27 protein-coding genes are annotated in these 26,665 nt (G+C 53.9%); 22 read left to right on the top strand and 5 right to left on the bottom strand.

What is annotated here, in order from left to right:
• Positions 1-75: 75 nt before the first annotated feature.
• The 9 genes from dnaJ (at position 76) to FE784_RS38350 (ending at position 9,606) form a co-directional block, all read left to right on the top strand.
• The gene (gene dnaJ / locus FE784_RS38390; protein ID WP_139607576.1) at positions 76-1,188 is read left to right on the top strand and encodes a molecular chaperone DnaJ; all 1,113 of its coding nucleotides are present in this window, start codon (positions 76-78) and stop codon (positions 1,186-1,188) included.
• Positions 1,189-1,457: 269 nt separating this feature from the next.
• Positions 1,458-2,321: a type 2 periplasmic-binding domain-containing protein gene (locus tag FE784_RS38385; protein ID WP_139607575.1), complete on the top strand. Its 864-nt coding sequence runs from the start codon at positions 1,458-1,460 to the stop codon at positions 2,319-2,321.
• Between the two features lie 66 nt (positions 2,322-2,387).
• Positions 2,388-2,540, top strand: coding sequence for a YfhD family protein (locus FE784_RS38380; RefSeq protein WP_139607574.1), 153 nt, complete (start codon positions 2,388-2,390; stop codon positions 2,538-2,540).
• A gap of 35 nt (positions 2,541-2,575) precedes the next feature.
• Positions 2,576-2,947 (top strand): hypothetical protein, encoded by a 372-nt coding sequence (locus FE784_RS38375; RefSeq protein WP_139607573.1) that lies wholly within the window; start codon positions 2,576-2,578, stop codon positions 2,945-2,947.
• A 132-nt stretch (positions 2,948-3,079) separates the two neighbouring features.
• Entirely contained in the window at positions 3,080-3,733 is a 654-nt protein-coding gene (locus FE784_RS38370; protein WP_246132373.1) for an SGNH/GDSL hydrolase family protein, read from the top strand.
• Between the two features lie 189 nt (positions 3,734-3,922).
• Positions 3,923-4,882: a metallophosphoesterase family protein gene (locus FE784_RS38365; RefSeq protein ID WP_139607571.1), complete on the top strand. Its 960-nt coding sequence runs from the start codon at positions 3,923-3,925 to the stop codon at positions 4,880-4,882.
• Between the two features lie 155 nt (positions 4,883-5,037).
• Positions 5,038-6,525, top strand: a complete 1,488-nt coding sequence (locus FE784_RS38360) for a tagaturonate epimerase family protein (RefSeq protein ID WP_139607570.1) — start codon at positions 5,038-5,040, stop codon at positions 6,523-6,525.
• 83 nt (positions 6,526-6,608) lie between these two features.
• Complete coding sequence (locus FE784_RS38355; RefSeq protein WP_139607569.1) at positions 6,609-7,886, top strand: glucuronate isomerase; 1,278 nt, start codon at positions 6,609-6,611, stop codon at positions 7,884-7,886.
• 418 nt (positions 7,887-8,304) lie between these two features.
• Entirely contained in the window at positions 8,305-9,606 is a 1,302-nt protein-coding gene (locus FE784_RS38350; protein ID WP_176706820.1) for an ABC transporter substrate-binding protein, read from the top strand.
• Between the two features lie 113 nt (positions 9,607-9,719).
• Here the strand turns inward: FE784_RS38350 and FE784_RS38345 are convergent, their stop codons facing one another.
• Positions 9,720-10,043, bottom strand: coding sequence for an AzlD domain-containing protein (locus tag FE784_RS38345; protein WP_139607567.1), 324 nt, complete (start codon positions 10,041-10,043; stop codon positions 9,720-9,722).
• Entirely contained in the window at positions 10,040-10,714 is a 675-nt protein-coding gene (locus tag FE784_RS38340) for an AzlC family ABC transporter permease (protein WP_139607580.1), read from the bottom strand. The genes FE784_RS38345 and FE784_RS38340 overlap by 4 nt, the downstream gene beginning before the upstream one ends.
• A 175-nt stretch (positions 10,715-10,889) precedes the next feature.
• Between FE784_RS38340 and FE784_RS38335 the strand changes: the two genes are divergently transcribed.
• The 4 genes from FE784_RS38335 to FE784_RS38320 are packed head-to-tail and all read left to right on the top strand — an operon-like array spanning position 10,890 to position 14,977.
• On the top strand, positions 10,890-12,416 hold the full coding sequence (locus FE784_RS38335; RefSeq protein WP_139607566.1) for a spore germination protein: 1,527 nt from the start codon (positions 10,890-10,892) through the stop codon (positions 12,414-12,416).
• On the top strand, positions 12,413-13,627 hold the full coding sequence (locus FE784_RS38330) for a Ger(x)C family spore germination protein (RefSeq protein ID WP_139607565.1): 1,215 nt from the start codon (positions 12,413-12,415) through the stop codon (positions 13,625-13,627). Before FE784_RS38335 ends, FE784_RS38330 begins: the two co-directional genes overlap by 4 nt.
• Positions 13,624-13,848 (top strand): hypothetical protein, encoded by a 225-nt coding sequence (locus FE784_RS38325; RefSeq protein ID WP_139607564.1) that lies wholly within the window; start codon positions 13,624-13,626, stop codon positions 13,846-13,848. Before FE784_RS38330 ends, FE784_RS38325 begins: the two co-directional genes overlap by 4 nt.
• A 28-nt stretch (positions 13,849-13,876) precedes the next feature.
• The gene (locus FE784_RS38320) at positions 13,877-14,977 is read left to right on the top strand and encodes a GerAB/ArcD/ProY family transporter (protein ID WP_139607563.1); all 1,101 of its coding nucleotides are present in this window, start codon (positions 13,877-13,879) and stop codon (positions 14,975-14,977) included.
• Here FE784_RS38320 and FE784_RS38315 read toward each other — a convergent pair.
• Positions 14,964-15,434: a disulfide oxidoreductase gene (locus FE784_RS38315; RefSeq protein WP_139607562.1), complete on the bottom strand. Its 471-nt coding sequence runs from the start codon at positions 15,432-15,434 to the stop codon at positions 14,964-14,966. The two genes, FE784_RS38320 and FE784_RS38315, sit on opposite strands and share 14 nt — an antisense overlap.
• Position 15,435: 1 nt before the next feature.
• Positions 15,436-16,143 (bottom strand): DsbA family protein, encoded by a 708-nt coding sequence (locus FE784_RS38310; RefSeq protein ID WP_425465596.1) that lies wholly within the window; start codon positions 16,141-16,143, stop codon positions 15,436-15,438.
• 269 nt (positions 16,144-16,412) lie between these two features.
• On the opposite strand from FE784_RS38310, the gene FE784_RS38305 reads away from it, so the two are divergent.
• Positions 16,413-17,315, top strand: coding sequence for a VanW family protein (locus FE784_RS38305; protein WP_425465597.1), 903 nt, complete (start codon positions 16,413-16,415; stop codon positions 17,313-17,315).
• A 54-nt stretch (positions 17,316-17,369) separates the two neighbouring features.
• On the opposite strand, the gene FE784_RS38300 is transcribed toward FE784_RS38305, so the two are convergent.
• Complete coding sequence (locus tag FE784_RS38300) at positions 17,370-18,266, bottom strand: cation diffusion facilitator family transporter (protein WP_425465595.1); 897 nt, start codon at positions 18,264-18,266, stop codon at positions 17,370-17,372.
• A 1,269-nt stretch (positions 18,267-19,535) separates the two neighbouring features.
• Here FE784_RS38300 and hisH point away from each other — a divergent pair.
• From hisH to FE784_RS38265, 8 genes are all read left to right on the top strand, one after another.
• Positions 19,536-20,009, top strand: a complete 474-nt coding sequence (gene hisH, locus FE784_RS38295) for an imidazole glycerol phosphate synthase subunit HisH (RefSeq protein ID WP_139607561.1) — start codon at positions 19,536-19,538, stop codon at positions 20,007-20,009.
• 159 nt (positions 20,010-20,168) lie between these two features.
• The gene (gene hisF / locus FE784_RS38290) at positions 20,169-20,957 is read left to right on the top strand and encodes an imidazole glycerol phosphate synthase subunit HisF (RefSeq protein WP_139607560.1); all 789 of its coding nucleotides are present in this window, start codon (positions 20,169-20,171) and stop codon (positions 20,955-20,957) included.
• Positions 20,958-21,155: 198 nt separating this feature from the next.
• Entirely contained in the window at positions 21,156-21,905 is a 750-nt protein-coding gene (locus tag FE784_RS38285) for a polysaccharide deacetylase family protein (RefSeq protein WP_139607559.1), read from the top strand.
• Between the two features lie 102 nt (positions 21,906-22,007).
• Entirely contained in the window at positions 22,008-22,172 is a 165-nt protein-coding gene (locus FE784_RS41390) for a hypothetical protein (protein ID WP_176706819.1), read from the top strand.
• A 473-nt stretch (positions 22,173-22,645) separates the two neighbouring features.
• Positions 22,646-23,968 (top strand): LLM class flavin-dependent oxidoreductase, encoded by a 1,323-nt coding sequence (locus FE784_RS38280; RefSeq protein ID WP_139607558.1) that lies wholly within the window; start codon positions 22,646-22,648, stop codon positions 23,966-23,968.
• Positions 23,969-24,004: 36 nt separating this feature from the next.
• Complete coding sequence (nfsA, locus tag FE784_RS38275) at positions 24,005-24,742, top strand: oxygen-insensitive NADPH nitroreductase (protein ID WP_139607557.1); 738 nt, start codon at positions 24,005-24,007, stop codon at positions 24,740-24,742.
• Between the two features lie 16 nt (positions 24,743-24,758).
• The gene (locus FE784_RS38270; protein WP_139607556.1) at positions 24,759-25,877 is read left to right on the top strand and encodes an NAD(P)-binding domain-containing protein; all 1,119 of its coding nucleotides are present in this window, start codon (positions 24,759-24,761) and stop codon (positions 25,875-25,877) included.
• 281 nt (positions 25,878-26,158) lie between these two features.
• Positions 26,159-26,437: a hypothetical protein gene (locus tag FE784_RS38265; protein WP_139607555.1), complete on the top strand. Its 279-nt coding sequence runs from the start codon at positions 26,159-26,161 to the stop codon at positions 26,435-26,437.
• The last annotated feature ends 228 nt before the right edge of the window (positions 26,438-26,665 follow it).

Here is a 26,665-nt window from a genome sequence, read left to right as displayed (position 1 = left end):
GGGTCCCCGAAAAGTAATCGGAATAAGCTACGAAGCAATACTTCACTTTTTGGGGTATCTTTGGGGGGTGGAACGGTGAGCGACCGCGATTTTTATGAAGTGCTTGGCGTGGACAAGGAAGCATCGGAGGACGACATCAAGAAGGCTTACCGTAAGTTGGCCCGCCAATATCATCCGGACGTGAACAAGGCGGCCGACGCGGAAGAGAAGTTCAAAGAAGCGAAAGAAGCATACGAGGTATTAAGCGACAGCCAGAAGCGGGCCAATTATGACCGTTTTGGCACGGCGGACCCAAGCCAAGGCATGGGGGGAGGCGGCCAGGATTTCAGCGGCTTCGGCGATATTTTCGATATGTTTTTCGGGGGAGGCGGTCAGCGCCGCAACCCGAATGCGCCGCAGCGTGGGGCCGATCTGCAGTATACGATGACGATCGAGTTCAAGGAAGCGGTCTTCGGCAAAGAAATGGATATCCAAATTCCCCGTACCGAATCTTGCGACAACTGTCACGGATCGGGAGCCAAGCCGGGGACGCGGCCGGAGACATGCCATACATGCCGTGGTACCGGGCAGCAGGAAGTCGTGCAAAACACGGCGTTCGGCCGGATGGTCAATCGCCGCGTATGCTCCACCTGTAACGGGCAAGGCTCGATCATTAAAGAAAAATGCTCCACTTGTCACGGCGCGGGGAAAGTGAAGAAGCAGCGGAAAATTCACGTGAAAATTCCCGCAGGCGTCGACGACGGAGCGCAGCTGCGCGTCTCCGGCGAAGGGGAAGGCGGAACGAAGGGCGGACCCTCGGGTGACCTGTATATCGTAATCCGCGTAAAATCGCACGATTTCTTCGAGCGCGAAGGCGACGATATTTTTTGCGAGGTACCTCTTACGTTTACACAGGCGGCGCTCGGTGACGAAATCGAAATTCCGACGCTAACCGAGAAGGTCAAGCTGAAAATTCCGGCCGGCACGCAAACGGGCACCTATTTCCGTCTGAAAGGCAAAGGCGTACCGCGCCTGCGCGGCTACGGCCAAGGTGATCAGCAAGTAAAGGTAGTCGTCGTCACCCCGACGAGCTTGGACGAACAGCAAAAAGAACTGCTCCGCGACTTCGCCAAGCAAAGCGGCGAGCATACGCATGAGCAAAACAAATCGATTTTCGAACGAATGAAAAAAGCGTTTTTGGGAGACTGAGCTTTCAAGCGCACGATCTGAACATAGACCGATTTCCGGCGATTCACCGGTATCGGTCTTTTTGTTTTTTGTACAAAGGAGAAGGCGATGCTTCGTAGCCGTACGCGAAATGCTCCATGAGCGATTTATCCAAATTTTCCGAGACGACCATCAATGGTTTCCGGCAACGTATTGATTTATACTTCAAACCAAGCATGGAAAGCGGTTGCAGTTGTGTAAGGGGTGGAACCAATCGAGTATTTCATCTCGAAAAGGAAGAGCGTTTCCTATTGGCTGACCTGATGAAGGAAGGAGTAAAGGCGTTTGTCCCATCCAGGAACAAGCCTCTTGGCCCCGGAGTCGGATACCGGCAAGCTTACTCCCTATGGTTGCGAGCACTTGATTGGAACGTACTGGAAGCGCTTTTGATCAAACTGCTGCGTCGCGTGCATTCGATTGCGCCAGCGGGGCCCGAGAAGACGGAATGTGTCAATCCGATGCATCGAAGAGACGAGCTATTGGCGAAGATCAGCGATTACATGAGAAGCAATCTTTCCAGAAACTTGACGTTTGACGAAATAAGCGAAACGTTTTATATGACTTGGGAGGAAACGTTCGAATTGGCGGGAAGAATGACCCGTTCGGACGGCCAAAAACGGTATTACGGGTTCGGCAGCAGCGGCACGGGGGCGTTGATCGGCTGGAATCCCTTTTCCATACCTCTTGTGGACGGAAGCAAGAGAAGGCCGACCATACAAACCGACGAGCGATGGAAAACGCTGATTCAAACCGTATTTCTGAATCCGGTCATCAGTCAGACGTACAAGGAGGCGTGGAAAATACCGGATTGGGCTTCGTTCAGCAAAGACCGGAATGTCGCCATGATCTTGTATACGGCTGCCGCCCCGCTGGCACTGACCAAAGATTTCTCGACTCTGGACTGGGACATGGTTTCATTGCCCCTTCATCCCGAATTGCCGACAGTCGGCTCGCAAGTATCTCCCAATTATTTCGGCGTAATTTCGATGTCGGAAAAGAAGGATGCCGCCATGGAGGCGGTCAAATTCTGCAGGCCGCAGCCCCCGAAACGCATGGTCATCAAGCAGATGGCCGTCGTTCGGGGGTTGTTCGGTTTTCCGATCCTTTGTGCATAAAATTTCCTCTCCTTGGAAAACTAGACGGGTACGAGACTATACGCCCATCATCGAGGAGGAAGCAGCATGAGTTTCGAGCAAGAGGAAGAGCTCGGAAACGAACAGTTTCCGGCAGGGAAAAACGAAGACGTGGAATTTTCCGAGGCTCTGGCTGACGCGGACGACCTCGAAGCGGTCGAACGCGCCGAAGCCGCGGACAACCGGCAGCAAAACGATTAAGCAAAGCTGCCGGTTCGAATAGGAGGTGAGAGACGATGTCGGAAAAAAATATATTGGCCTACTTCCATACGGTCGAGGAAGCGAAAGAGGCTGCGGCCAAGCTGAAGGCGCTGCGGATTACGGAAATGCGGGTCGACGAGGTCGGTCGTTTTCCGGGAGCCGGCAGCGATCATTTGGAAAATCCGCTCAACTCGGATTTCAGCGGACTCGGGTACTTGACGCTCGGCGGCGATTTCGAGGACCGCAATGCGGCGATCCTGGCGGCGGCCGATGTCAGCGCGAGCGGGATGAGCACCGGCGGCGAGGACGATACGATGGGCCGCAACTATTTATTGACCGCCGTCATGGACGAGGGCGTGCATCATCAAGCAATGCGGGTCGTCAAAGATTGCGGCGGCCTCATCTAGCGAGAAGGAACGGGGAAGCGGACGCAGCGCGGCTTCCCCGTTTTTGCCGTTCATCCCGAATTTCATCTACTCTTCCATTGCCGCATCCCTTATAATAGACTGGGAATGCATCCTTACTGGGAGGGAATGGAATTGAAGCTGCAGCCTAAGAGCAGGTTGGTGATGATCGGGGATTCGATTACCGATACCGGTCGCGCCAGACCGATCGGAGAAGGAAGAGGGGAAGCGCTCGGCAAAGGATACGTATCGCTCGTCGACAGTCTTCTCGGAACGTTTTATCCGTCTTGCGATATCCGCGTTACGAACGTCGGGACGAGCGGCAATACGGTACGCAACCTGAAGGAACGTTGGCAGACGGATGTTGTCGATTTGAAGCCCGATTGGTTGTCGATCATGATCGGCATTAACGACGTATGGCGTCAATTCGATCAGCCTACCTATACCGAGAAGCACGTGTACATCGCCGAGTACGAGCAGACGCTTCGCGAGCTGGTTGCGGAAGTGCAGCCGACGCTGAAAGGACTCGTTCTGATGACGCCTTTCTATATCGAACCTAACCGGGACGATCCGATGCGGGCGGCCATGGACCGGTACGGACGGGTCGTCGAGCAAATCGCGTCGGACACCGGAGCCGTCTTCGTCGATACGCAGAAGGCGTTCGATCGCGTGCTCGAGCATTTTTATCCGGCTACGCTGGCGTGGGACCGTGTACATCCGGGCATGACCGGGCATATGGTGCTGGCCAGAGCGTTCTTGGACGGCATCGGCTTCGATTGGAGCAACTAATATATTCCGGGAGCGGGCCGCTCCGCGACTTTCGGGGTTGTGGGGGCGGACCGGCTTCCTGGTCGGCAGTTGGACGGGGACTTCAGTTTTATTAGAAATCGATTACTCTCTTGTTGGTATGTATTGACACCGGCACCGTTATTCCCTATAATCATGACGCTTACAATCTGACTTGGGGAGAGACGGGATATGGGCAAATCGGCACGCAAGCTGAAATTCCGGGAGGACGGCACTTTTACGATCGCTCAATTTACGGATATTCATTGGATCGACGGAAGCGATGCGGATATGCGCTCGCGAGCTTTAATGGATAAGGTCATTTTGGAGGAGCGGCCCGATCTGGTCGTCTATACGGGGGACGTTATCTACACCGGCAAGGTCGGAGAAGGTAAGCGCCCATGTCTCGATCCGGCCGGGGCTTTCCGCGATGCGGTCTCCTCGGCGGAGCGCAACGGGATTCCATGGGCTGTCGTCTTCGGCAACCACGATACGGAGCAGTATATTACCCGCGAGCAGCTGGCGTCCGAGGTTGAACGATTCGAATACGCGGTCTCTTCCCGCGGCCCGGAAAACGTTGCAGGCTACAGCAATTTCGTGCTCGAGCTGGAGGGGAAGGACGGCAGCGCCGCCGCGCTATACGGCTTCGACACCGGCGCCTATTCCGTCCTGCCTCACGTTAAAGGCTACGACTGGATTCGCCGTAATCAGATCGAATGGTATTTGAACGAGTCCCGTCTGTTGAGTGAACGCAATGGGGGAAATCCGCTGCCGGCATTGGCTTTTTTCCATATTCCGCTCCCCGAATACCGGCAAGCTTGGGAAAACGCAACGTGCTACGGCAATAAGTACGAGGAAGTTTGCTCGCCGCAATTGAACAGCGGTTTATTCTCGGCCATGGTGGAAGCAGGAGACATTGTCGGGACCTTCTGCGGACACGACCACGTGAACGATTATTGGGGTGAGCTGAACGGAATACGGTTATGCTATGGCAGGGCTACAGGCTACAATACATACGGCCGCGACGGCTTTTCGCGCGGCGCTCGGCTCATAAGGCTGCGCGAGGGCGAACGGAATTTCGAAACTTGGCTAAGGCTGGACGACGAAACCGTCGAGAAGGAACAGCTGGAGCATATTCCGAGCCTGCGATAAGCAAAAAATGTTGAAACATTCCTTGATTCAGCAAAAAATGAACAGAAACAAGATAGAAATTGCGCTAAGATGAGGCTAAGCGTGCGAAAATGCGGGGATACCCTGCCATTCGCACCAGAAGCCGGTCATCCGGCGACGTCATAGGAGGTTCATAGATGCAGACGATATATTCCGTTATCGAAACATTGAAAAACGGCGGTGCCGAATTGAAAGTGTACGAGCGTTCTTTCACCGAGCACGAGGGCGTCCGTCTTGTCATGATCAAGCAAAACGGCATCAAAGCGCTGCTGGCCGAAGGGACAGGAGCACTATCCGAAGCGCTGGACGGAGAAGCCGTTCAAGGCGGCACCGTACCTGCCAAGCTGTGCCCGCTCACCCATGCCAACCGGCTGACGCTCAACCGCTTTCTCCCTTACACCGCTCCGCGCGCATTCGGCACGCAAATCTCGACGATCGGTCTAGGCGACCGGCTGGGAATCGCCTCGCCAGGGCATATCCAGACGGTAAGCGGCAAGGACATCCGTCCGATTCTGGCCCAGCAAAGCATCCGCGAGCTGAATTTGACCGGCCGCAATTACAAGGAAGTGCTGGATGCGGCTTGCTACGCCGCTTTCCAAGAAGGCTACAAGGACGGCTTCGGCGCGGACGGCGACCATTTGAAGGTGGAAGCGGATATCGAGATGGCGCTCGGCCTCGGCTTCACGATGCTGACGCTGGATTGCTCGGAGCATATCGACAATACCGTAGAAGGTCTTTCCGAAGCGGAAATTTTGGCGAAGTACGAGCTGGTATCCGCCGATGTCCGCTCCCGATACGAGAGCAAATATTTGAACCGCACGTTCGAGGCGGCCGGAACCGGGTTCGCATTCAACGCGTTGACGCTGGCGAAAAACGTACTGATCTATGCGAAGGCGATCGACTACATGGAGCACGTGTTCAACAAATATATTCAAACAGCCGGAAGAGAAATCGACTTCGAGGTGTCGATCGACGAAACGTTGACGCCTACCGATCCGGCATCCCATTTCCTGATTGCCGAAGAGCTGTACGGCCGGGGCGTTACGTTATTTTCCATGGCGCCGCGCTTCTGCGGTGAGTTCCAAAAAGGGATCGATTACATCGGCGACGTCGCCCGATTCGAAGAAGAGCTGAAAATCCATGCCGCTATCGCGGACCATTTCGGCTATAAGCTGAGTATTCACTCCGGCAGCGACAAGTTTACCGTGTTCCCGATGATCGGGGTCCATACGAAAGGGCGGTTCCATCTGAAGACGGCCGGCACGAATTGGCTGGAAGCGATGCGTGTCGTAGCGAAAACGAACCCGGATCTGTATCGCCGCATGCACGCATACGCGCTCGAGCATTTCGGCGAGGCGACCGCGTACTATCACGTGAAAGCCGATTTGAATGCGATCAAACCGCTGGACAGCGTATCCGACAGCGAGCTTCCGGACTATTTGAACGAAGACGACGCCCGGCAAATGCTGCATATTACGTACGGCATTTTGCTGCAAGCGAAGGATGGGAATGGCGCTTCCTTGTTTAAGGACGAATTTTTCCGTTCGATGGACGACAATGAGCAGGCGTTTACCGACGCGTTGATCGCTCATATCGGAAAACACGTACAGCTTCTTGGCAAATAAGGCGGGGACGTGTACAATAGAAGCATAAAGATTGTGCACACGTTAACAATCTACTCCGTCTTTGCGGGGAAAGGAATGTTGAGATGGCTTTTCAAAACAAAGCTGAGCTTCGCCAATACGTAACGGAAACCGTTCGCACTGCCCCGATTTCCGATATTCACACGCACCTGTTTACCGAGGATTTCGGCAATATGCTGTTATGGGGAATCGACGAGCTGCTGACGTATCATTATTTGGTTGCGGAGACGTTCCGCTTCTATCCGGAGCTGGAGTACGAAGCGTTCTGGGCAATGTCCAAACGGGAGCAGGCCGATCTGGTGTGGAAGACGCTGTTCATCGATCATTCGCCGTACAGCGAAGCTTGCCGCGGCGTTCTGACCGTTCTTAGCCGGCTTGGACTGGACGTGGCTTCGCGGGATTTGGAGTCGTACCGGGCATTTTTCGCTTCCAAGACGACGGGCGAATATATCGATCTCGTATTCAAGCTCTCCAATGTCGCCAACGTATGCATGACGAACGATCCGTTCGTGGACACGGAACGGGAAGGCTGGGAGACGCTGGAGAAGGTGGATCCGCGCTTCAATACCGCCTTGCGGATCGATCCGCTGCTTATGCAGTGGGGGGAGCATACGTGGAAGCGTCTGAAGGAATGGGGCTATGACGTCGAGAAAGCCGTTACGGACAAGACGGTCGAAGGCATCCGCGAGTTTTTGCGTCATTGGATCCGCAAAATGAACCCGCTGTATATGGCCGTCTCGCTGCCTCCGAGCTTCCGATATCCGGAGAAGACCGCGCGTGGCGACATTATCGAGAAATGCATCATTCCGGTCGCCCGCGAATTCGACATTCCGTTCGCGATGATGATCGGCGTCAACAAACGGGTGAATCCGGCGCTCGGCGATGCGGGAGACAGCGTCGGGCTGAGCGATGTGCGTGCGGTCGAGCAAATGTGCTCGCTGCATCCGGACAACAAATTTCTTTGCACGATGCTGGCGCGCGAGAACCAGCACGGCTTGGCCGTAGCCGCCCGCAAATTCCGCAATCTGCACGTATTCGGCTGCTGGTGGTTCCTGAACAACCCGAGCCTGATCGAGGAAATGACCCGCATGCGCTTCGAGCTGCTCGGTACGAGCGTTACGCCACAGCATTCCGATTGCCGGGTACTGGATCAGCTGCTGTACAAATGGGACCATTCCCGGGAAATTATCGCAAACGTATTAAGCGACAAATATGGCGACTTGTATGACACCGGCTGGAAAATCAAGAAGAAAGAAATTCGCCGCGACGTAGCCGACTTGTTCGGCGGAGCGTTCTGGCGCTTCCTCGGCAAACCGAACCCGATAGAGGGAGCCGGCAGCTGATTCGAAACGATTGGAATAAAAACCCACCCCCGAACCTAGCGGTTGCAGCTTCGGGGGTTTTTGTCATGTCGACATTCCGGTGTTATTTGGATGGAAAGTTTACTTGAATGGTAATCTGTTTGTTAATGAATATCGAGATTGTTCATATTAATAACCTTGTATTTTTAAGGGTTTTTGTAGGGTTCGGAGGATGGTGTCGTCAATGCTAAATAAATTCGTTTATGAATATATATTGAAATTGTTAATTTTATATCATATAATTTTAAATGAAATGTTATCTCTAGTTTAACAAAACTATGCGACTTGTGGATGGGTGGTGACGGTATTGCAATTTTGAAAATCGGTTAATCGGTTATAAGATGTTTAGTGAACGGTTTATCAAATGGTGAAGGGGATACTTACAACTGGAGGCTGGGCTATGAAATGGACTAAGAAAGCGCTTTTGCTTCCGCTGCTCCTTGTTGCGGCGGCGGGGTGCGGCAAGGCGGATAAGCCGGCGAACCCGTCCGGCGAAGCCAAAGGCGCGGACACCGCGCCGGGTATGACGACCGAACCCGTGACATTGACTTTTTTTACGGAAGGCAACTCGGCTATTTTGGCCGAAACGATCGAGCGTCTAGTCAAAGAAAAATATCCGAACGTAACGCTGAAGACGATCAAATCGGCCAAAGGCTCGACAATCGAGGACGTGATGGGGGCGGGAACGACGATCGATCTGCTCTCCTATTCGCTCGGGGGATTGGGCAAAGTGAAGGACTATAAGCTCGTGTCCGATCTGTCGCCGCTTATCGGCAAATACGGCTTCGACTTAAATCGGTATACGAACGGGGTTGTGGACACGCTCAAGTCATACTCCGACGACGGAAGCATAACGGTGCTGCCGTTCGAGCTGAACAACAACGTCATCTTTTACAATAAGGGCATCTTCGACAAGTTCGGCGTTTCTTACCCGAAGGACGGGATGACTTGGGAGCAAGTATACGAATTGGCCCAAAAAGTGACCCGGACCGATGGAGGCGTGCAGTACAAAGGCTTCCAACTGGAAGGAATCAATTTGGTATACCGGAACCAGATGGGACTGGCCTTCGTCGATCCGAAGACGCAACGCGCCGACGTGAATACCGAGCCGTGGAAAAAATGGGTGGAGGCGATGGCTCAATTTTATAAAATTCCGGGGAACGAGCCGACGAACAATTTCAAAATCAATTTCCTGAACAATCAGACGCTAGCCATGAGCACGGGACCCAACTTCTTGACGGAAATACCCGATGCGGCCGCAAAAGGACTGGATTGGGACGTCGCATCGCTTCCGCGATTTGCCGGCATGGAGAGCAAGGGCGCCCAGATGAACGCTCCCTATTATGCAATCCCGCCCGCGAGCAAAAACAAAGATGCCTCTTTCCTCGTCATCCAATATTTGCTGTCGGACGAAGTGCAGGCGATCATGGCGAGACAAGGCAGGCTGCCGATCGTGAAAAACGAAGAGGTACGCAAGGAATACGCGAAAGATTTAAAAGGGATGGAAGGGAAAAACTTGGCCGCCTTTTTCAAAGATTCATTAGGGGAGCCCGTACCGACTACGAAATACGATTCGATTGCCAAAACGGCGGTCAATTCGGCGTTCAACCAGGTGGGGACGAACGTGCTGGACGTCAATACGGCTCTGCGTCAAGCGGAGGAAGCGATCAACAAACAGATAGAGGCGGAGAAAGCGAAGTAAACCGGCAAACGCAAGGGTGGGTAAACGGTTACCCCTAACGGATGCGATATAGGTAAACAAAGAAGAAGTCCGGCTCTCCTTCGGGAGAGCGGGCTTCTTCTCGTGTTTTCGTCTCAAAATATCCAACGCAGCAATGCCGCAGAGAGAATGCCCGCCAGCACGGTTATTAGCAGGCTTCTGGTCTTCAGCGCGGTCACCAGCGTCGGAACCAGAATGGCCAAGTTCAGCCAGTCTATCGATGGAACGGCATCCGCCGGACGGATGACCGATTGAATGATTAGGGCGGTAAGCAGGCAGACCGGAATATAGGACAACCATTTCAGGAATGCCGGCGGCAATTTCAAATTCCGGACGATCGCGAAAGGCGCAATGCGGGGAATCAAAGTGACCAGCGCGCAGCCCAGTATGAGGAGCAGTGTCGAAACATCCGTTTTCATTTGTCCGTCACCGTCCCGATGGCGGCCACGATTACCGTCGACAAGAGGACGGCCATATAGGTCGAGAAAAACGAGGACAGCACGAGCATGGCGATGATCATATACCCGATAAGCGTCGCATAATGCCCAAGCTTGCCGGAGGGCAGCGCGTACAGCTGCAGGACGAGCAGCGCGACGAACATCGCGGTCAAGGCATAATCGAGTCCCGCCGCCTCCGGGTCGGCTATCCAGCTTCCGAGCCATCCGCCCGCCAAGCATGACAGGATCCAAACGAGATAAGCGGCAACGTTTAGCCCGTTCATCCAACGGTCGCTCAGGGGCAGTCCTTTGGCAATCCGATGGGCGGCGACTCCGAACGACTCGTCCGTAAGCAGAGCTCCGATCCCGATATTTTTAAGCAGCGAATAGGTTGAAAAATGCGGAGCCAATGCCGCGCTCATCAAGAAATGGCGCAGGTTGACGAGAAACGTCGTCGCGATGATCGCAGAGGGCGGACTCATTGTCATCAGCATGGCGCAAATAATAAATTGGGACGCTCCCGCATAAACGAGAGCCGACAGCAGGCCGATTTCCAGCATGCTCAGATTGGCGGAATTCCCCACGATTCCGGCGGCGAATCCTATGCTCACATACCCCATAACGGTTGGGATGCAATCTTGGACGCCCTGCATGAAGGCGGGCGACTTTTCCCGGCTCGTTTCCAACTTCCGTTCTCCTCCTTGCCTGTCTCTCCATTATACAGCAGCCTGACCGGATGCGCATAGAAGGGATGCCGCCGTCCGAATACCGATAGGAACAATTGGAAAGTATAAGGAACAAATATTCGTTACAAGAGGAATCCTATCCATGAATCGAGACGAGAAGGAGTACGGCGACGGGTTTTCATCGGATTTGAGCGAAAATCGGAATCGGTTGGAGGAGCTGTTCCGCTCGTGCGGCGATATCGTTTATTTGAAATGCTCTTTGGGAGGGACGGTACCGGGGCTATTCGTCTATTTCGACGGTCTCACGGATGAGGGGCGTCTGAACGAGATTCGGCAATCCGTGGCTCGTATTCCGGACGGCCCCGGCCTTCACGCCGATCTCGATGAAATGATCGGCAGCGAAACCGCCCGGCTGCGTTCCAACAAAATCCGCACGTTCGAGGAACTGGTCGATCAAACCACGATCGGCAATGCGGTTCTGCTTGTCGAAGGACTCGATATCGGCCATGCTTTTTCATTGTCGGATTGGCGCAAACGCTCGATCGAGGATCCGGTAGCCGAATCGGTCATCAGAGGTCCCCGGGAAGGATTTACCGAGGCGCTGAGCGACAATATGGCGATGATGAGAAGAAGAATCCGCTCTTCCGACCTGAAAATGATAGGCGTGGAAATCGGAAGCTACACCAAATCCAGGGTAACGGTTGCTTATATCGAAGGGTTGGCGGCTCCGGACCTTATAGCGGAGGTGAGAAAACGGCTGGCTTCGATCGAGGTGGACGGGATTTTGGAAAGCGGGAACATCGAGGAATGGATCGAGGACGAGCCCCGCTCGCCATTTCCCCAATTGATGGCAACGGAACGCCCCGACACGGCTGCGGCAAGCTTGCTGGAAGGGCGCGTCGTCATCCTGACGGACGGCACTCCGTTCTCTCTTATTGCCCCAATCAGCTTGTTCTCGCTGATGCAATCTCCCGAGGACTATTATCAGCGGTATATGATTTCCTCGGCTATCCGCTGGCTCAGATACTTGTTTTTTACGATAGCGCTGCTTGCCCCCTCGGCCTATATCGCGATTCTAACGTACCATCAGGAAATGATTCCGTCCTCTCTACTGCTCAGTATCGCCAAGTCGAGGGAAGAGATTCCATTTCCTGCCCTCGTGGAGGCCATCATTATGGAAACGATGTTCGAGGCGCTGAGGGAAGCGGGAGTCCGTCTGCCCAAACAAGTGGGGGCGGCCGTCAGCATCGTCGGAGCGCTCGTGATCGGACAGGCCGCTACCTCCGCCGGTCTTGTCTCCTCTCCCATGGTTATGGTCGTCGCGATAACCGGGATCGCCTCGTTTATGATCCCGCATTATACGGTAGGCATTTCCATACGTCTGCTGCGATTCCCGATCATGCTGCTGGCCGGTTTTATGGGCCTGCTCGGCCTGCTCATGGGATTAATCGCGCTTGTCATCCATCTGTGCTCGCTCCGCTCCTTCGGTTTGCCTTACTTGTCTCCGATTGCTCCCATGATGGTAGGGGAATGGAAGGACGTGCTGGCTCGTCCTCCCGCTTGGACTCCGCTGAGGCGTCCACGGCTTACAGGCAGCGGGGGCGGGAGACGCAGGGGGAGCGGCGGCAAGCCGATGAAGCCTGTAAAGGAAAAGAGTGATCGCCGATGAGACAAGCGGCACGATGGGTCATGATGCTCTTTATAGGAGCGGGCGCTCTATTCGTAACCGGCTGCTGGGATCGGTCCGAGGTCAATGATTTGGCCATCATATTATCGGCCGGTATCGATCAGGACAATCGGAACGGCGTCAAGCTGTCCGTAGAGGTATACATCCCCAAGAGCGGCGAGTCAGGCACTACCCGAGACGGGATGAGCCCAAGCGGCGGGGGCGGCCGTCCGACGCTCGTCTCCAGCGCTACCGGCGTCTCTTTGTCCGACGCGATGTCGCATTTGCAGGAGCGGCTTTCAAGAAAGCTGTACTGGGGTCACAATCATGTTTTCGTCATCGGCAAAAAACGGGCGGAAGCCGGGCTGGACGATGATTTGGACTTCGTCCTCCGGTATCCCGAAATGCGCGAGCGGGCCAATTTCTATATTACGGAAGGGACCGCGATTGAGGTCATGAGGGTTATGCCCCAACTGGAGCGAAGCACAATGGAAGCGCTCCGCGAGCTGTCCAAGACGGAGGTCGGCTCGAGAGTCGATTTGAAGCAGCTATTGGAGCTGATGTCCAGAAGCCCGGATCAGGCGTTTTATTTGCCGTATGTGCTTCGAGGATCGGAAATGACCGACAGCCAATATGCGCGCAACCCCGACGTTCCGTATTTCAAAGGTATGGCCGTGCTCAAAAAAGGCAAGCTGGTCGGCACGGTGGATAATGAAACTTCTTTGGGCGTGCTCTGGCTCACCGATCGAATCAGAGCGTCGACGCTGGTCGTCTATCCGATTTCGAGCGGCTCGATTTCGGTCAGCTTATCGCGCAGCGTAACGGATGCAAAGCCTTATATCGGCCCGGACGGAAAGTGGAGACTGGATTTGACGGTCCATTACGAGGGCGATGTCGTTCAAAATACGTCCGGGCTCGATCTGATGAAGCCGGACCAATTTACACGAATCGTGGAAGGGGCGAACGAAACGATTCGCGGCAGGATGGAAGCGGCGCTGAAGGAAGTCCGAACGGGAATGAAAGCCGACGTGCTGGATTTCGGAGAAGCTTTCCGCCGCAAGTATCCGAAGCAATGGCGCACAGCGAAGGGGGAGTGGGAGGAGCGTTTCAAGGAAATCGAAATCTCGCTCGACGTTAAGGCGGACATTATTCGGCCGGGAAGTATAACGGGCAACATTCCGGAGCTGATCAGGAAGGACGGGGGACGGGAATGAGCATCGCTGCTCTCGGCATCGTATGGCTGCTTGGAGGAGGCGTCATTTGGTTGGATCGGCATTCTCTGTTAGGCGGCAAGCGCGACAGGATCGCATATTCGGTACTGCTGGCCGTCTGCTGCCTCCTTTCCGCAAGCTTGTTGTTTTTCTCGAAGTTGCCTGGCCCGACGGAGTGGGTCGATATGCTTCTGAAGCCGATCGGCAGCTTTTTGAAGCCGTAAGCTTTAGACCGAGGAGGAGGAGGATCGGATGAATCAAGGAAACATTTCCGCTCTGCAAATGGCGCTTCTTTTGTTTCAGTCGGTTTTGGGTTCGTCGGTTTTGCTGATGCCCTCCATTACGACCCAATTGTCGGGTCGGGATATGTGGCTCACGCCTATTTTATCGGTCGGCGTAGGCTACTTGGTCGTCTGGCTCGCATTGCGGCTGTATCGGCTGTCGCCTGACGGTACGTTCGGAGCGTTATTGGAAGCCGTGTTCGGCAAAGCGGCGGGGAAATCGCTCGGACTGCTGTTCATTTTGTTCCAGCTGCATATTTTGTCGTTTGTCGCCCGCGATTACAGCGAGTTTATCGTCCTGAATTTTTATTTCAAAACGCCGGTCGTCATCGTGCTTGCGTCCATGATTTTGCTATGCGTCTGGGTAGTCAGGAAAGGGATCGAGGTGCTGGCCAGATGCGGACAACTATTCGTGCCCGTCATCACGGTGATCACCTTGCTCGTGTTCGGCCTGCTCATTCCCGATTTGGACCCGGGGCTCATTTTTCCGTTATTCGAGAAAGGGGTGTCTCCCGCGCTTAAAGGCTCGATCGTCGTGGACGGCTGGTTTTGCCAACTGTTCCTCATCCTTTATTTGCTTCCCCGGGTCAAGGACAAGAAGGCTGCCAAACGATGGGGGTACTGGAGCGTAACCGCGATCGGCTTCGTTATGCTCTCGGCCAATTTGACTATCCTGATGCTGCTTGGCGACAGTACGTCGCACTACATTTATCCGGTGCTGACGGCTGCGCGGTATATAGCTTTGGCGGATTTTTTCGAGCATGTGGAAGCGACGGTCATGATGGTATGGGTGCTGGGCGAATTTATCAAGATCAGCCTGAATTTTTTCGTAGTCGCGGTGGGGCTGTCCCAATTGCTGCAATTAAAAAAATCCGACGCACTCGTGGTGCCGCTCGGATTCGTTTTGCTGCTTATGTGCTTCCGGTCCGTCAGAGATTACCAGACGCTGGCCGCCTTCATTTCGACTACGGGTACGATCTACATTTTGATCGGCTACGTCTTGTTCCCGCTTCTCGTATATATGTCCGCCATCGTGAAGAGAACGGTCAAAGGAACGATCAAAGTCCGGTAGTCGCCTCCGCTTCGTCTGCGAATTGGGGCGCCCGTTCTTTGCCGATCCATAAAATGATAGTGATCAGGCTGAAGGCGATAAGAGCCAGAAAAGGGATCGTAATAAACCCGAGCCAGTTGATGTAATCCGTATTGCACGGAACTCCGGAGGTGCAGGGCATCAAGCCGGCCATGCCGGGAATTTTTTGTTCCATGTAGTGATACAGCGAAATCGCTCCGCCGATCATGCTTAGCGGCAATACGTAGCCGATCTGCCGGCGGTCGTCGCTATAGCACGCCTTTCCCAAAATAATGACTAACGGATACATGAAAATGCGCTGCAGCCAGCACAGCTTGCATGGGACGTACCCGGCAATTTCGCTGAAGTACAGGCTTCCGCCGACGGCTATGAGGGAAACGATCCATGCCAAGTATAACGAATATTTTCGTATGCGCGAAAGGAATCCGGATTCGTTCATATTACTGTTCGCCCTTCAACGCCTGATCGATCGCCGCCTTGATCGCGTCGTAATCCATGGAGTTGCCGAGCTTGACCCCGTTAATAAACAATGAAGGCGTGCCCGTTACCCCGGATTTGCGCGCTTTGGCGTTATGCTCGTCCACTTCGTCGGCGTACGTTTTATTTTTGATGTCATTCATCACTTTGTCGGCATCGACCGCGATCCCTTGGCTGCGGATCAGGTTGGTCAGGAAGTCCGGCGTCGCCCACTGGATGTTCTCGTTTCCTTGGTTTTTATACAAAGCGTCATAAAATTTCCAGTACGCTTCATTGCTTTGATGATATACCGATTGGGCGGCTAGAGCGGCCGTAGTGGAATCCGGACCGAGAAAAGTGAAATTCATAAAGTGCAGGGATGCAAGTCCTTTATCGATATAATCCTTTTCGAGCTGCGGAGCGATTTCTTGGCTGAAATATTGGCAGGACGGACACTTGTAATCCCCGAACTCCACGATTTTGACCGGAGCGTCTGTGGAGCCCATTACCGGGAGCTTATCGTACGCAAAATCGACCGGACCCGGCTTCGGCTTGAATATGATGACAAGCGCGATAATGGCTACGACGGTAACCGCGGTAATCCACATAAGCCGCTTGTTTGTTTTTTGCTGCTTCTCCAATTCCTGCTTGCGCTGTTCTTTGTAGCTCGCTTTCGCGGATTTCTTCTTCAATGCTCGCACATCCTTATCTTGTTATAGTAGGCCGATGAGTGCTCGTACGGGAATACCCTATAAGGTAACGCGCCTATTCGGGAAACGGTTCGCCTGTTATGCTTCCTTCTTTTTACTGCCCTTTTCGCGTGAAAGGTGCGATTCCGCCGTCGATCCGTTTTCCGTGCCTGTTCTGATGTCATAATTTCGGTCCGGTTGGGAAAGTGTATCTACGAGGATTATTTTTTGTGAACAAAGATGGGGGTAACCATAAATTGAAATCCGCCTGGATGATCGCCATGATGCTGCTGCTGCAACAGCCGAACGTTTCCGACCCCTTGTCGCTCGATTATGAAGGCAAAACGTTGATTTCCGCCACCCGGACGGATTATTCGCTGCCCGGCCAATCCATGGTCGACACGGCCAAGCTAGAACGTCTGATCGAGAAAATTGACCGGATGACGTATCAGCCGCCTGTTAATGCCAAGATCGGGGATAATGGGAAGATCATCCCGGAGCAGCTGGGCTATAGACTGAATCGTGAAGCGTTCACGGAGCAATTTTATGCTTACTTTTACGGCGGCGGCCCCGTCCGAACCGGTTTGGCCCGCATTGCGGTATATCCGAGAGTGGATAGCGAGCTGTTGGCGAATATAAGGCAAAAACCGATTGGGCAATATGTGACGTATTACAACAGCCGCAACAAAAATCGCTCCCATAATCTCGTGCTTGCGGCGAAAATGATCAACAATCATGTCGTTTTCCCCGGTGAAGTTTTTTCGTTCAATCAGGTTGTCGGCAGACGCACGGAAGATCGAGGCTATTTGCGGGCGCCGGTCATCGTGAGAGGAGAGCTGTCCGAAGGGATCGGCGGGGGCATATGCCAAGTGTCTTCGACGTTGTTCAATGCGACGGACCGTGCCGGCCTGCAAATCGTTCAGCGCTATTCCCACAGCCGGGACGTGCCGTACGTGCTGCCTGGTCGCGATGCGACGGTAAGCTGGGGAGGGCCGGATTTTTCGTTTCAGAACCAGTACAACCAGCCGGTTCTCATTCGATCTTTTGCCGGCGGAGGCACGATGTTTGTCTCTATCCACTCTTCCGATTCGATCGAATACAAGCCGAGGGTAGTGCCGGGCACGTCGAAGCGTCTGCCGGAAGAAGTATCGAGCGAAACGGAATCCAGAAATTAGAGCAGTCGGCGTCTGTCGACTGCCTGCTTCTCCGGTCATGAGGGTTTATTGCCTTCATAAGCTTTTCTTGTACCAGGGGTTAAGGTGGATCAGCACTTCGTCGACTTCCCGGTGGCGTTCCATTATCGCTTTCTTGATCGAGCGGGAAATATCGTGGCCCTGCTGGATGCTGAGCTCCCCGGGAATGCTTACCCTCACGTCTACCAAAATATAATGGCCGTGCTCCCGTGCCCGGATCCGGTCGATCCGTTTTACTTGGGGAATGCTCGTGACGAGAGACCTGTACTCGCTCAGCTTTTCTTCGCTTACCGTCTTCTCCATCAATATATCGATCGCTTCCTGGGCCATATGCCATGCCAATTTCATTACGAGTATGGAAACGATAATGCCTGCCGCCGGATCGCCGTAGGCCAAAAGATGAATGCCGTAATAATCTCCGATGAGGGCGAGTCCTATTCCGATAACCGCCGCGATAGAGGCATATACGTCGGCCAAATGGTCATAAGCGGTCGCGATCAAGCCTTTGCTGTTCTCTTTCCTGCCGATTCTTATCGTATATACATACAACGCCTGTTTCCAGAAGACGGACACGAGCGCTGCCCCAAGGGCGAGCACACTCGCTTGGCCCGGCTCGTGAAAGAAGGCGAGCACGGCATGGTAGCCGATATACAGCGCGGCCAGCACGAGAATAATGGCGACGATTCCGGAGCCCAGCACCTCCGCTTTGCCGTGACCGTAAGGATGGTCGTCGTCGGCAGGACGCTTGGATATGCGCATGGCGCTTAACGCCGCCGCCGTCGCGATAACATCTCCGGCGTTATGGACGCCGTCGGCGATTAATACTTGGCTCCCGGCCAATACGCCAACGACCAATTTGAGTACGGTCAGTGCCACATTGCTTAGCAAACTGATCCAAACCGCGATCATGGATGCATTGTTCCCTCCGGTCACAAATGATTACCCCCTACAGCTTTTTTTTCCCAAGGAAACAAAAATCCTTGACCGGTTTCGGTCAAGGATTTCGACATTTTATGGAGTATGCGCACACGAGACGATTTCAATTCTACCACCACTTTAATCAATATATCCTGTAATTATAGCACAGACGTTCCGTATGCTTCAATATGCTTATTGGCGGAGGGGCGGGGCGTATGTAAAAGGCTTTGCGGTAGCTGGCTATAACGGCAGACGTTCGTTTGTATCGAAGTTAGCTTCTTAGTAAGCCATGTATACTTATGATCGCACTGCATTGTAAAATCGAAACATCGGTGCGTCACGAAGAACGACTGTCCCACGCTGACAGACATTGCTTCATTCGAAATTTTTTGTCAAAAAGGCCAACCGTTTTAACTCGGCGGCTACTATACAGGAGAGACGTCTCAAAGGAGCATTGTCTTAACGATCGGGCTGTCGTACCTCCATTCACTATGATAGTAGTGATGGAGGTTTATTCTGCATCTAGAATTTGGAGTCGGCATCTGGAAATCCGCTGCATAAGATCTGATGCGGCGCTTGATGCTTAAGGTTACTTCCTATTGCAGCAGCGCGGAACAGTTACTTCCGTTATTTTAAAGTGAAGGAACTAAGAGTTCCTCTATTACCGATGGAAGGGTGGAAGCACGGCACGAACGGAACAAATGGTTCCTCTATTCGAGCAAAACGTCCTTCAAACAGACATGTTACTGCCAATAAAGGAACAAATCCTTCCTCTACGCCCCCTTTTAGCGGCTCTCCCAAGGAATAGCGGAACTTTTTGTTCCGCTTGCTTGGTTAGACAGTCGTATGCAGCGCCTCGTAACGGACCACCCCGAGTTCTCTCTTATTCATGCCGTTGTTCAACGGATAGTCGAACGTTTACGAGATGCTAATGTGCGCCAATGCGTACTAGTCCGATCTAGGAATCATTTGTATATGGCTTGATACGGAACGAGTGTACATGACGAAGATACGTGATCTCGTCTGTGTCTTATAACTGATGCGGATGGGGCGTTTCTTGAAGCAACATCCGGATATTTTGAACCATTAGTAACGCTTCAGTCCGCAGGCAAGACGATTGTGTATGGATTATAGCAAATAAGACCTTCTCGGTTCGTTGCAAATCAATCGCTTTATCACGATACCAAGTTACCAAAGTGATGTTTTAATTAATTAACGCTTTACCGATTTAATTAGATTAAGTAAAATGAAATTTGTCATTAGCCAAGATCGGGAGGTTGAAACATGATCGGAATTATCTATTACGGTGCCGGCAATTTGCACAGCGTCGAGAAAGCAGTACGGAAGCTGGGATTTCGAGCGAAAATCGTAACCAACGCGAATGAAGCGGCCGGCGTACGCAAAATCATTTTTCCCGGGGTAGGCAATGCGGGAAACACGATGCAAACGATCCGAGACAATGGGCTTGACGTACCGATCAAACGATTTATCGAGGAAGGCATGCCCTTTCTCGGCATTTGTCTCGGGATGCAACTGCTGCTGGAGTTCAGTCACGAGAACGACGCGGAATGCCTCGCTGTGCTGGAAGGGGAGGTGAAGCCGTTCGAACGTCCGGTCAAGGTGCCGCATATGAGCTGGAATCAAGTCGTGCAATCGATAGCCCATCCGATATACTCCGGCATTCCGGTCGAACGGATTTTTAATTCGTCCATTCGTATTACGTCTGTCTCCGGGATCCGTCCTATGTGGCCGGAGTAACGCGTTACGGTCACGATTTCTGCTCGGTTGTCGCGTGCGGGGACTTGGTCGGCGTGCAGTTCCACCCGGAGAAAGCGGTGAAGCGGGCCTTGCGCTGCTGCAAAATTTTTGCTCTCTCTAGCAAGCGAAGATTCCGCACAACTACTAGGAGGATCGGATATGCTTAAAAAAAGAATAATCCCGGCAATTGATGTCGCCGGCAATAAGGCGGTCAAATACGTTCAGTTCAGGAATCCAGCCGTAATCGGCGACCCGGCGGAGCTAGGGAAACGATACGCGGAACAGGGTGCCGACGAACTGCTTTATTTGGACACCACGGCATCTTTGTATGGGCAGGACGTAAAATACGAATGGATTCGCGGCGTGGCGGAGCAGCTGTATATTCCGGTTTCCGTCGTCGGAGGAATCCGGACGATGGAAGATATGAAGCTGGCCTTGCGGGCAGGAGCGGACAAGGTCGGCTGGAACACCGCGGCGGTGGACGAGCCGACTCTGCTGGAGGAAGCGGCGAACTTGTTCGGCAGGCAGTGCGTTGTGCTGGCGCTGGATGCAAAGACGATCAAGAACGGCAGCGGGGAGACGGTCGAATGGGAGGTTTACACCCATTCCGCTCACCGGAGCGCCGGTCTTGATGCGATCGAATGGGCTCGGCGCGCCGAACGACTCGGTGCGGGCGAAATCGTCTGTACGAGCATCGACCGCGACAGAATGAGAAACGGTTACGATCTCGATCTGATGAAGGCTCTGGCAGAGGCGGTAAATATCCCGATCGTTGCGTCCGGAGGCGCAGGCTCCTTATCCGACATCGGAGATGTATTCGAATATGGCGGAGCCGACGCGGCTCTGGTAGCGTCTTTGCTGCACTATGGGGAGCTTGGCGTCGCGGATATCAAACGGTATTTGCAGGACAGGAATATCTCGGTCCGGCTGGGAGAGCCAGCTCACTAAGTAATCATCTTAATGATGGGTGATACGACACATCCGCGAAGCGCACTAACAGCCCCGATGACGGGGCTGTTAGTCTTTGTAAGGAAAGGAAGAAAGCCGTTAGGGGTATAGATTGACAAATTCCGGAGATATTACCATTAGGCCGACTACAGAACAATTGGAGCAACAGGCAAGAAGATTTCGAGATTGGAGGACGCCATGGGCACTTTACGGAGAACGATGACGATTACAGCATGTTTGGTCGCGATAGCGATCAGTCCCGCCCACTCGGAGCCTTCGAAAAAAGGGCGCGAATATTACGAAGCGCGCGGGGAGATCGTTTGGGAGGTTCCGACCGAGGAGAAGGTTATCGCCCTCACCTTCGATGACGGTCCCGACCCCGTCGATACGCCGGCCATTTTGGAGTTATTGCGGCAGTATGAGGCCAAAGCGACCTTTTTCGTCGTAGGCCAGCGGGTCGAGAAGTATCCCGCGCTGGCGCAAAGGGAAGCGGCCGAGGGGCATGAAATCGCCAATCATACTTACAGCCACAAATATATGAACAAAAGGAAGCTGTCCGCGGAACAGATCGAGGACGAAATCGTCAAAACCGAACGCAGCATCATGCAGGCGACCGGCCAGAAGCCGTATTTGTTCCGCCCGCCGGGCGGGTATTACAACGAGCAAGTCGTCAGCGCCTCGAAAAAATCCGGTTACAAAGTTGTCATGTGGTCCTGGCACCAGGATACGGAAGATTGGAACACGCCTGGAATAGGCAAAATCGTCAATAAAGTATTGAAAAACGCCCGTAACGGAGATATCGTCTTGTTCCATGATTATGTGGAGGGCAAATCTCAAACGGTCGAAGCATTGAAGCAAATATTGCCGGAATTGAAACAACGAGGCTTCCGGTTCATTACCGTCTCCGAGCTGTTGACCCACCGAAAAGCGGCAGCCGTAGAAAAATAGTCGCCAAAATGGGTCTTGCAACTTTCGCATTCGCCGGGAATAAAGCCGGAACTTTCGAATAAACTGGGTTTTGTGTTCGAAAATAAGATGTGGAGTGGGAAAATGATGCAACCAGCAGTAAATGAGAAACAAATCCGGGAAGCGGAGACGAAGCAACGAATGATTCAATTCGTGAAGCAAAATTACAAAGGTCTGTATTCCATGAGCCAATGGGTGGAGAACAGGAAGAAAGGGCTGATCGGCAAGCCGGTAGCCGCTGCGAAATAAGCCTGCATGACACACGTGAATGAGAGTATAGCTGGCGACCCAAATGGAGCAGTCGGGAAAGATTATCCGGCTGCTTTTTCGCAGCGAAGGCTGAGAGCGTATAAGGCACTATCTGCTGTGGGGAATCGAATTGCTTCGGCAGTTGAGCATTGACAGCGGGGGAAATGGATGATATGATCTATAACACAGTAATCATGTAGGATTAATTAAATATATCTTCCGGTAAACCGGTGACCGACCTTCGCGTTGTGTCTCCGGTTTTTTTGCATTCCGATTTCGTAGTGCGAGGGGCTGATTATAGCCGAATACGTTGACTGTACGGTTACGGAACGAGGATGGAAGGACGCAGCGGATAAAACGGGCTCCCGCGTCCCGCGAGCAGCTTCAGCCAAATGACGACGATGAGCCGGATAAGGTATGACTGAAGCGTATTATACAGGAACGTACAATAACGCGATCGGAGAGAGAGAGTTATGGGACAAAACGAACGCAAGCTTCATTTAAACGCTTTTTTGGCCGCTTCCGGCCATCACGAGGCCGCATGGCGGCATGCGGATACGAATCCGGAGAAGTCGGTCGACATCCGGCATTACGCCCGGCTGGCGCAAATCGCCGAACGCGGCTTGCTGGACTCGCTATTTCTCGCGGACGGCTATGCCGGGGCCGGAGGGAAGCTGGAGCCGTTTACGCAGCTGGCTGCGCTGGCTACTTTGACGGAGAAAATCGGCTTGATCGCGACCGTCGGCACTACATACAACGAGCCGTATCATGTAGCGAGGAAGTTCGCTTCGCTGGACCATATCAGCGGCGGGAGGGCCGGCTGGAACATCGTGACCGGCGCGGGCTCGGCCGCGTTCAACTTCGGCAGGGAGGAGCATCCGGAGCATAGCGAGCGCTATGAGGCGGCCGAGGAGTTCGTGGAAGTCGTCAAGCAGCTGTGGGACAGCTGGGACGACGACGCGGGCGTGTACGACAAGCAATCCGGCGTGCAGGTCGACAAAAATAAAGTGCGCGAGATCAACTTTAAGGGACATACGTATTCCGTAAAAGGTCCGCTGAATATTCCGCGTCCTCCGCAAGGCTATCCGGTGCTGGTGCAGGCCGGTTCCTCCGAGAGCGGCAGGGAGCTTGCGGCCAAGACGGCGGAGGTCATCTTTACCGCGCAGCAGTCTCTGGAGGAAGCCCGGGAATTTTATTCCGACGTCAAGTCGAGACTGGCGAAATACGGACGCAGTCCCGATCAGTTGAGCATTTTGCCGGGGCTTAGCCCGATCGTGGCGGACACCGAAGCCGAAGCTCGGGATATCGAGCACGAGTTGAATTCCTACATCAACGTGAATTCCGCGGTGAGACGTCTCTCCGACCGGCTCAATCTCGATTTGACCGGACATCCTCTGGATGGACCTCTTCCCTACGATTTGCTTCCGGGAGTCGATACGATTAACGGGCATAAAGGCCGGTATTTGCTGATCGTGGATGTCGCCCGCCGTGAGAATCTGACCATTCGGCAGTTGACTCAGAGGCTGGCGGGAGCTCGCGGGCACCTTACCTTTGCCGGCACCCCGATTCAGCTGGCCGATCTGATCGAGGAATGGTTCGAGACCGGCGGCTCGGACGGCTTCAACGTCATGCCGCAGCTGTACCCGAGCGGATTGGAGACTTTCGTCGACAAAGTCGTGCCCGAGCTGCAAAATCGCGGACTGTTCCGTACCGCCTATGAAGGCTCGACCTTGCGGGAGCATCTCGGCCTTGCCCGGCCGGCCAATCTCCGGAGCGCTTTTGCCGCGTCATCGTAAGTGCTTTTACTAAACCGAGAAGGGGATTTATCGCTTATGAACGCAGTCATCGAACAGTTGAAGCGGCATCGTTCCATCCGCAAATACAAGCCTGACCCTTTAAACGAAGAACAGCTCCTCGCCATCGTCCAATCGGCGCAGGCGGCGTCCACCTCAAGCAACGTGCAGGCTTACAGCGTCATAGCCGTGACCGATCCGGATAAGAAGCGCCAGCTTGCCGCGCTCGCGGCCAATCAGGCCTATATTGAGGAATGTCCGGTTTTTCTCGTATGGTGCGCCGATCTGAACCGGCTGCAATATGCCGCTTCGCTCGAGGAGGAGACGCGCGTTCCGGATTCGACGGAAATTTTCATCATCGCGACGGTCGATACCGCTCTGGCCGCGCAAAATGCGGTCATAGCCGCCGAGTCGCTCGGTCTCGGTATCGTCTATATCGGCGGAATTCGCGATAACCCCGCGGACGTATCCCGGCTGCTCGAGCTTCCGAAGTACGTATATCCGGTATTCGGCATGTGCGTCGGATACCCCGATCAAGAGCCGACCAGCCGGCCGAGGCTGCCTGTGGAAACCGTGCTGCACCGGGATCGCTATTCCGCCGGTTCGTTTGCCGACGGAATCGAGCGGTATAACGGGGAGCTGCGGCAATTTGCGCTCACTCGTGCGGGCGGCAAACGCGATACGACGTATTCGAAGGAAATGGCGAATCGTCTCGGCGTGCGCAAAAGGGATCATATGCGCGCTTTTTTGCGGGAGAAGGGCTTTGACTTGGAATAAAACCGGGGGAACCGCCATGCTGGATTTAATCATAATCGGTGCCGGCCCGTACGGCATATCGTTGGCCGCTCATGCGAAAGCCAAAGGCTTGACCTGCAAGCTGCTCGGGAAGCCGATGCATTTCTGGAAGCGTCAGATGCCGCAGTCGATGTTTATCCGCACCCATCCGGATTCGATCCAGTTGTCCGACGAGCGGGTGGAGTATACGCTGCCGCGATTTTGCGAGGAGACCGGGGCCGAGCTGGCGATCCCGCTGCCGCGCCCGGTTTTCGTCGACTATGCGTTCTGGTTTGCCGCCAAAACGGGTGTCGAGTTTACGCCGGAAACGGTTGTGCGTCTGGATTCGGAAGCCGGGGGATATGACGCGGTAACCGAGACGGGGCAGAGGTATCGTGCGAAGAATGCGATCGTTGCTACCGGCTTGCAGCATTACGCCCACATACCGGATGTATTGGCCGGGATTTCGTCGAGCCTAGTGTCCCATACGTTCGGCTATACCGATTTTCAGCCGTTCGCCGGGAAGAAGGTCGCCGTGCTCGGCAGCGGGCAGAGCGCATGGGAAGCGGCTGCTCTGCTGCATAGAGCGGGCTCCGATACGGAGCTGATTTACAGACGCGAAACGCCGAACTACCGGGAGGCGGTAACGACGGGGAAAGAGCTCATCGACTTGGCGTCCGCGTTCTATGATTTGCCGCCGGATAAGAAGCGGGAGAGGCGGTCGCAGCCGCCCGGCAGCGTCGCGCACTTTCTGCGTCCGTACGTGGAAGGAAACGTTCGCGAAACCGGCAACGTCTCGATCGAATCGGCCGAGGTCGATGCGGCCGGAAAGCTGCTTCTCCGCCTCTCGAACGGCGAGCGCCGTGTCGTGGATCATCTGATCGCGGCTACCGGCTATCGGATCGATCTGGACCGCGTTCCTTTTATTTCTCGGGAGCTGTCGAGTCGAATTCCGCGAGAGGACGAGAGCGGGGGCGGCTTTCCGAAGCTGGGCGCCCATTTCGAGAGCGGCTTGCCAGGCCTTTATTTCGCAGGCCCGCTGGCGTCCTATAGCCACGGACCGGCTTTCCGGTTTATCGCGGGGCTGCACAAAACGTGCAATACGATAATGGAGCATATTTGCTTGCATCCCGTTTGAAAGCCCGGTGATTATTTGTGCGGAGGGGTCTGAAGGATGCCTGGAAGCGACGGCGAATTGAAATACGGGGGAAGAGAGCCTGGTCGCATCTTCCGGCTCGGGAGCGGACTTATTTACCGGACTTTTGAAGCGGGGAAGAACACAGTCGGAGGAAGTTGCCGGCTGTTTTTTCTTTGTTTCCTTTGCAGGCTTGACTTTGCGGACGGATTGAAATCCTCTTATGTGACCCGGCATAATATGGTACAATGGGCACCAGGATAATAACTGGAGGATGACAACCGTTGAACCAACCATTGAATGAGCAGGAACTGGTGCAATACATAGCTGACAAAACGAAAGCGGACGCCAAAAGTATCCGAATCGTCCTGAAGCACGAGCAAGCGTACATGGACAAGCTTCACAAAAACGCGAAGACGGACATAGAGATCGACAGCGACGAGGTTGTCGATTACGTGCTGCGGCAATCCGACGTGAAGCTGGACGAGCTGAAGGTAGAGGCGATTTTGGATGCGGAAATGAAATATTTGATCGATAACGGCTTGGCCGACTACGACGACTGACGGAGTCGCGTGGACATATGCGAGCTTATCCGCTGGGTCACGTCGGCAACCCGACGTTTCGAACCGGTCGTCGGGCGGCCACTGAAGCGATACGAGAACACCTCCTGCAGTCGGGAGGTGTTTTTATTTTGGGGCGCTGACATGCGCAAGTGTCGGAGGGCAGCCTTTTGCGGGAACAATGAATCTGTATAAGTTGAACTAAATGTTTTAACGTTCATTCCATTCCAG

The organism is Paenibacillus hemerocallicola (assembly GCF_006265175.1).
Lineage (GTDB): Bacteria > Bacillota > Bacilli > Paenibacillales > NBRC-103111 > Paenibacillus_AB > Paenibacillus_AB hemerocallicola.
Note: the sequence above shows the minus strand (reverse complement) of the source record. Positions and strands in the feature narration are given on the sequence as shown.

Bases quoted from the DNA above. Each gene is read 5' to 3' on its own strand.
- FE784_RS38380 (WP_139607574.1), top strand. From the start codon at position 2,388: ATGAGTTTCGAGCAAGAGGAAGAGCTCGGAAACGAACAGTTTCCGGCA.
- FE784_RS38375 (WP_139607573.1), top strand. From the start codon at position 2,576: ATGTCGGAAAAAAATATATTGGCCTACTTCCATACGGTCGAGGAAGCG.
- FE784_RS38365 (WP_139607571.1), top strand. From the start codon at position 3,923: ATGGGCAAATCGGCACGCAAGCTGAAATTCCGGGAGGACGGCACTTTT.
- FE784_RS38360 (WP_139607570.1), top strand. From the start codon at position 5,038: ATGCAGACGATATATTCCGTTATCGAAACATTGAAAAACGGCGGTGCC.
- FE784_RS38355 (WP_139607569.1), top strand. From the start codon at position 6,609: ATGGCTTTTCAAAACAAAGCTGAGCTTCGCCAATACGTAACGGAAACC.
- FE784_RS38350 (WP_176706820.1), top strand. From the start codon at position 8,305: ATGAAATGGACTAAGAAAGCGCTTTTGCTTCCGCTGCTCCTTGTTGCG.
- FE784_RS38345 (WP_139607567.1), bottom strand. From the start codon at position 10,043: ATGAAAACGGATGTTTCGACACTGCTCCTCATACTGGGCTGCGCGCTG.
- FE784_RS38340 (WP_139607580.1), bottom strand. From the start codon at position 10,714: ATGCAGGGCGTCCAAGATTGCATCCCAACCGTTATGGGGTATGTGAGC.
- FE784_RS38335 (WP_139607566.1), top strand. From the start codon at position 10,890: ATGAATCGAGACGAGAAGGAGTACGGCGACGGGTTTTCATCGGATTTG.
- FE784_RS38330 (WP_139607565.1), top strand. From the start codon at position 12,413: ATGAGACAAGCGGCACGATGGGTCATGATGCTCTTTATAGGAGCGGGC.
- FE784_RS38325 (WP_139607564.1), top strand. From the start codon at position 13,624: ATGAGCATCGCTGCTCTCGGCATCGTATGGCTGCTTGGAGGAGGCGTC.
- FE784_RS38320 (WP_139607563.1), top strand. From the start codon at position 13,877: ATGAATCAAGGAAACATTTCCGCTCTGCAAATGGCGCTTCTTTTGTTT.
- FE784_RS38315 (WP_139607562.1), bottom strand. From the start codon at position 15,434: ATGAACGAATCCGGATTCCTTTCGCGCATACGAAAATATTCGTTATAC.
- FE784_RS38305 (WP_425465597.1), top strand. From the start codon at position 16,413: ATGATCGCCATGATGCTGCTGCTGCAACAGCCGAACGTTTCCGACCCC.
- hisH (WP_139607561.1), top strand. From the start codon at position 19,536: ATGATCGGAATTATCTATTACGGTGCCGGCAATTTGCACAGCGTCGAG.
- hisF (WP_139607560.1), top strand. From the start codon at position 20,169: ATGCTTAAAAAAAGAATAATCCCGGCAATTGATGTCGCCGGCAATAAG.
- FE784_RS38285 (WP_139607559.1), top strand. From the start codon at position 21,156: ATGGGCACTTTACGGAGAACGATGACGATTACAGCATGTTTGGTCGCG.
- FE784_RS41390 (WP_176706819.1), top strand. From the start codon at position 22,008: ATGATGCAACCAGCAGTAAATGAGAAACAAATCCGGGAAGCGGAGACG.
- FE784_RS38280 (WP_139607558.1), top strand. From the start codon at position 22,646: ATGGGACAAAACGAACGCAAGCTTCATTTAAACGCTTTTTTGGCCGCT.
- nfsA (WP_139607557.1), top strand. From the start codon at position 24,005: ATGAACGCAGTCATCGAACAGTTGAAGCGGCATCGTTCCATCCGCAAA.
- FE784_RS38270 (WP_139607556.1), top strand. From the start codon at position 24,759: ATGCTGGATTTAATCATAATCGGTGCCGGCCCGTACGGCATATCGTTG.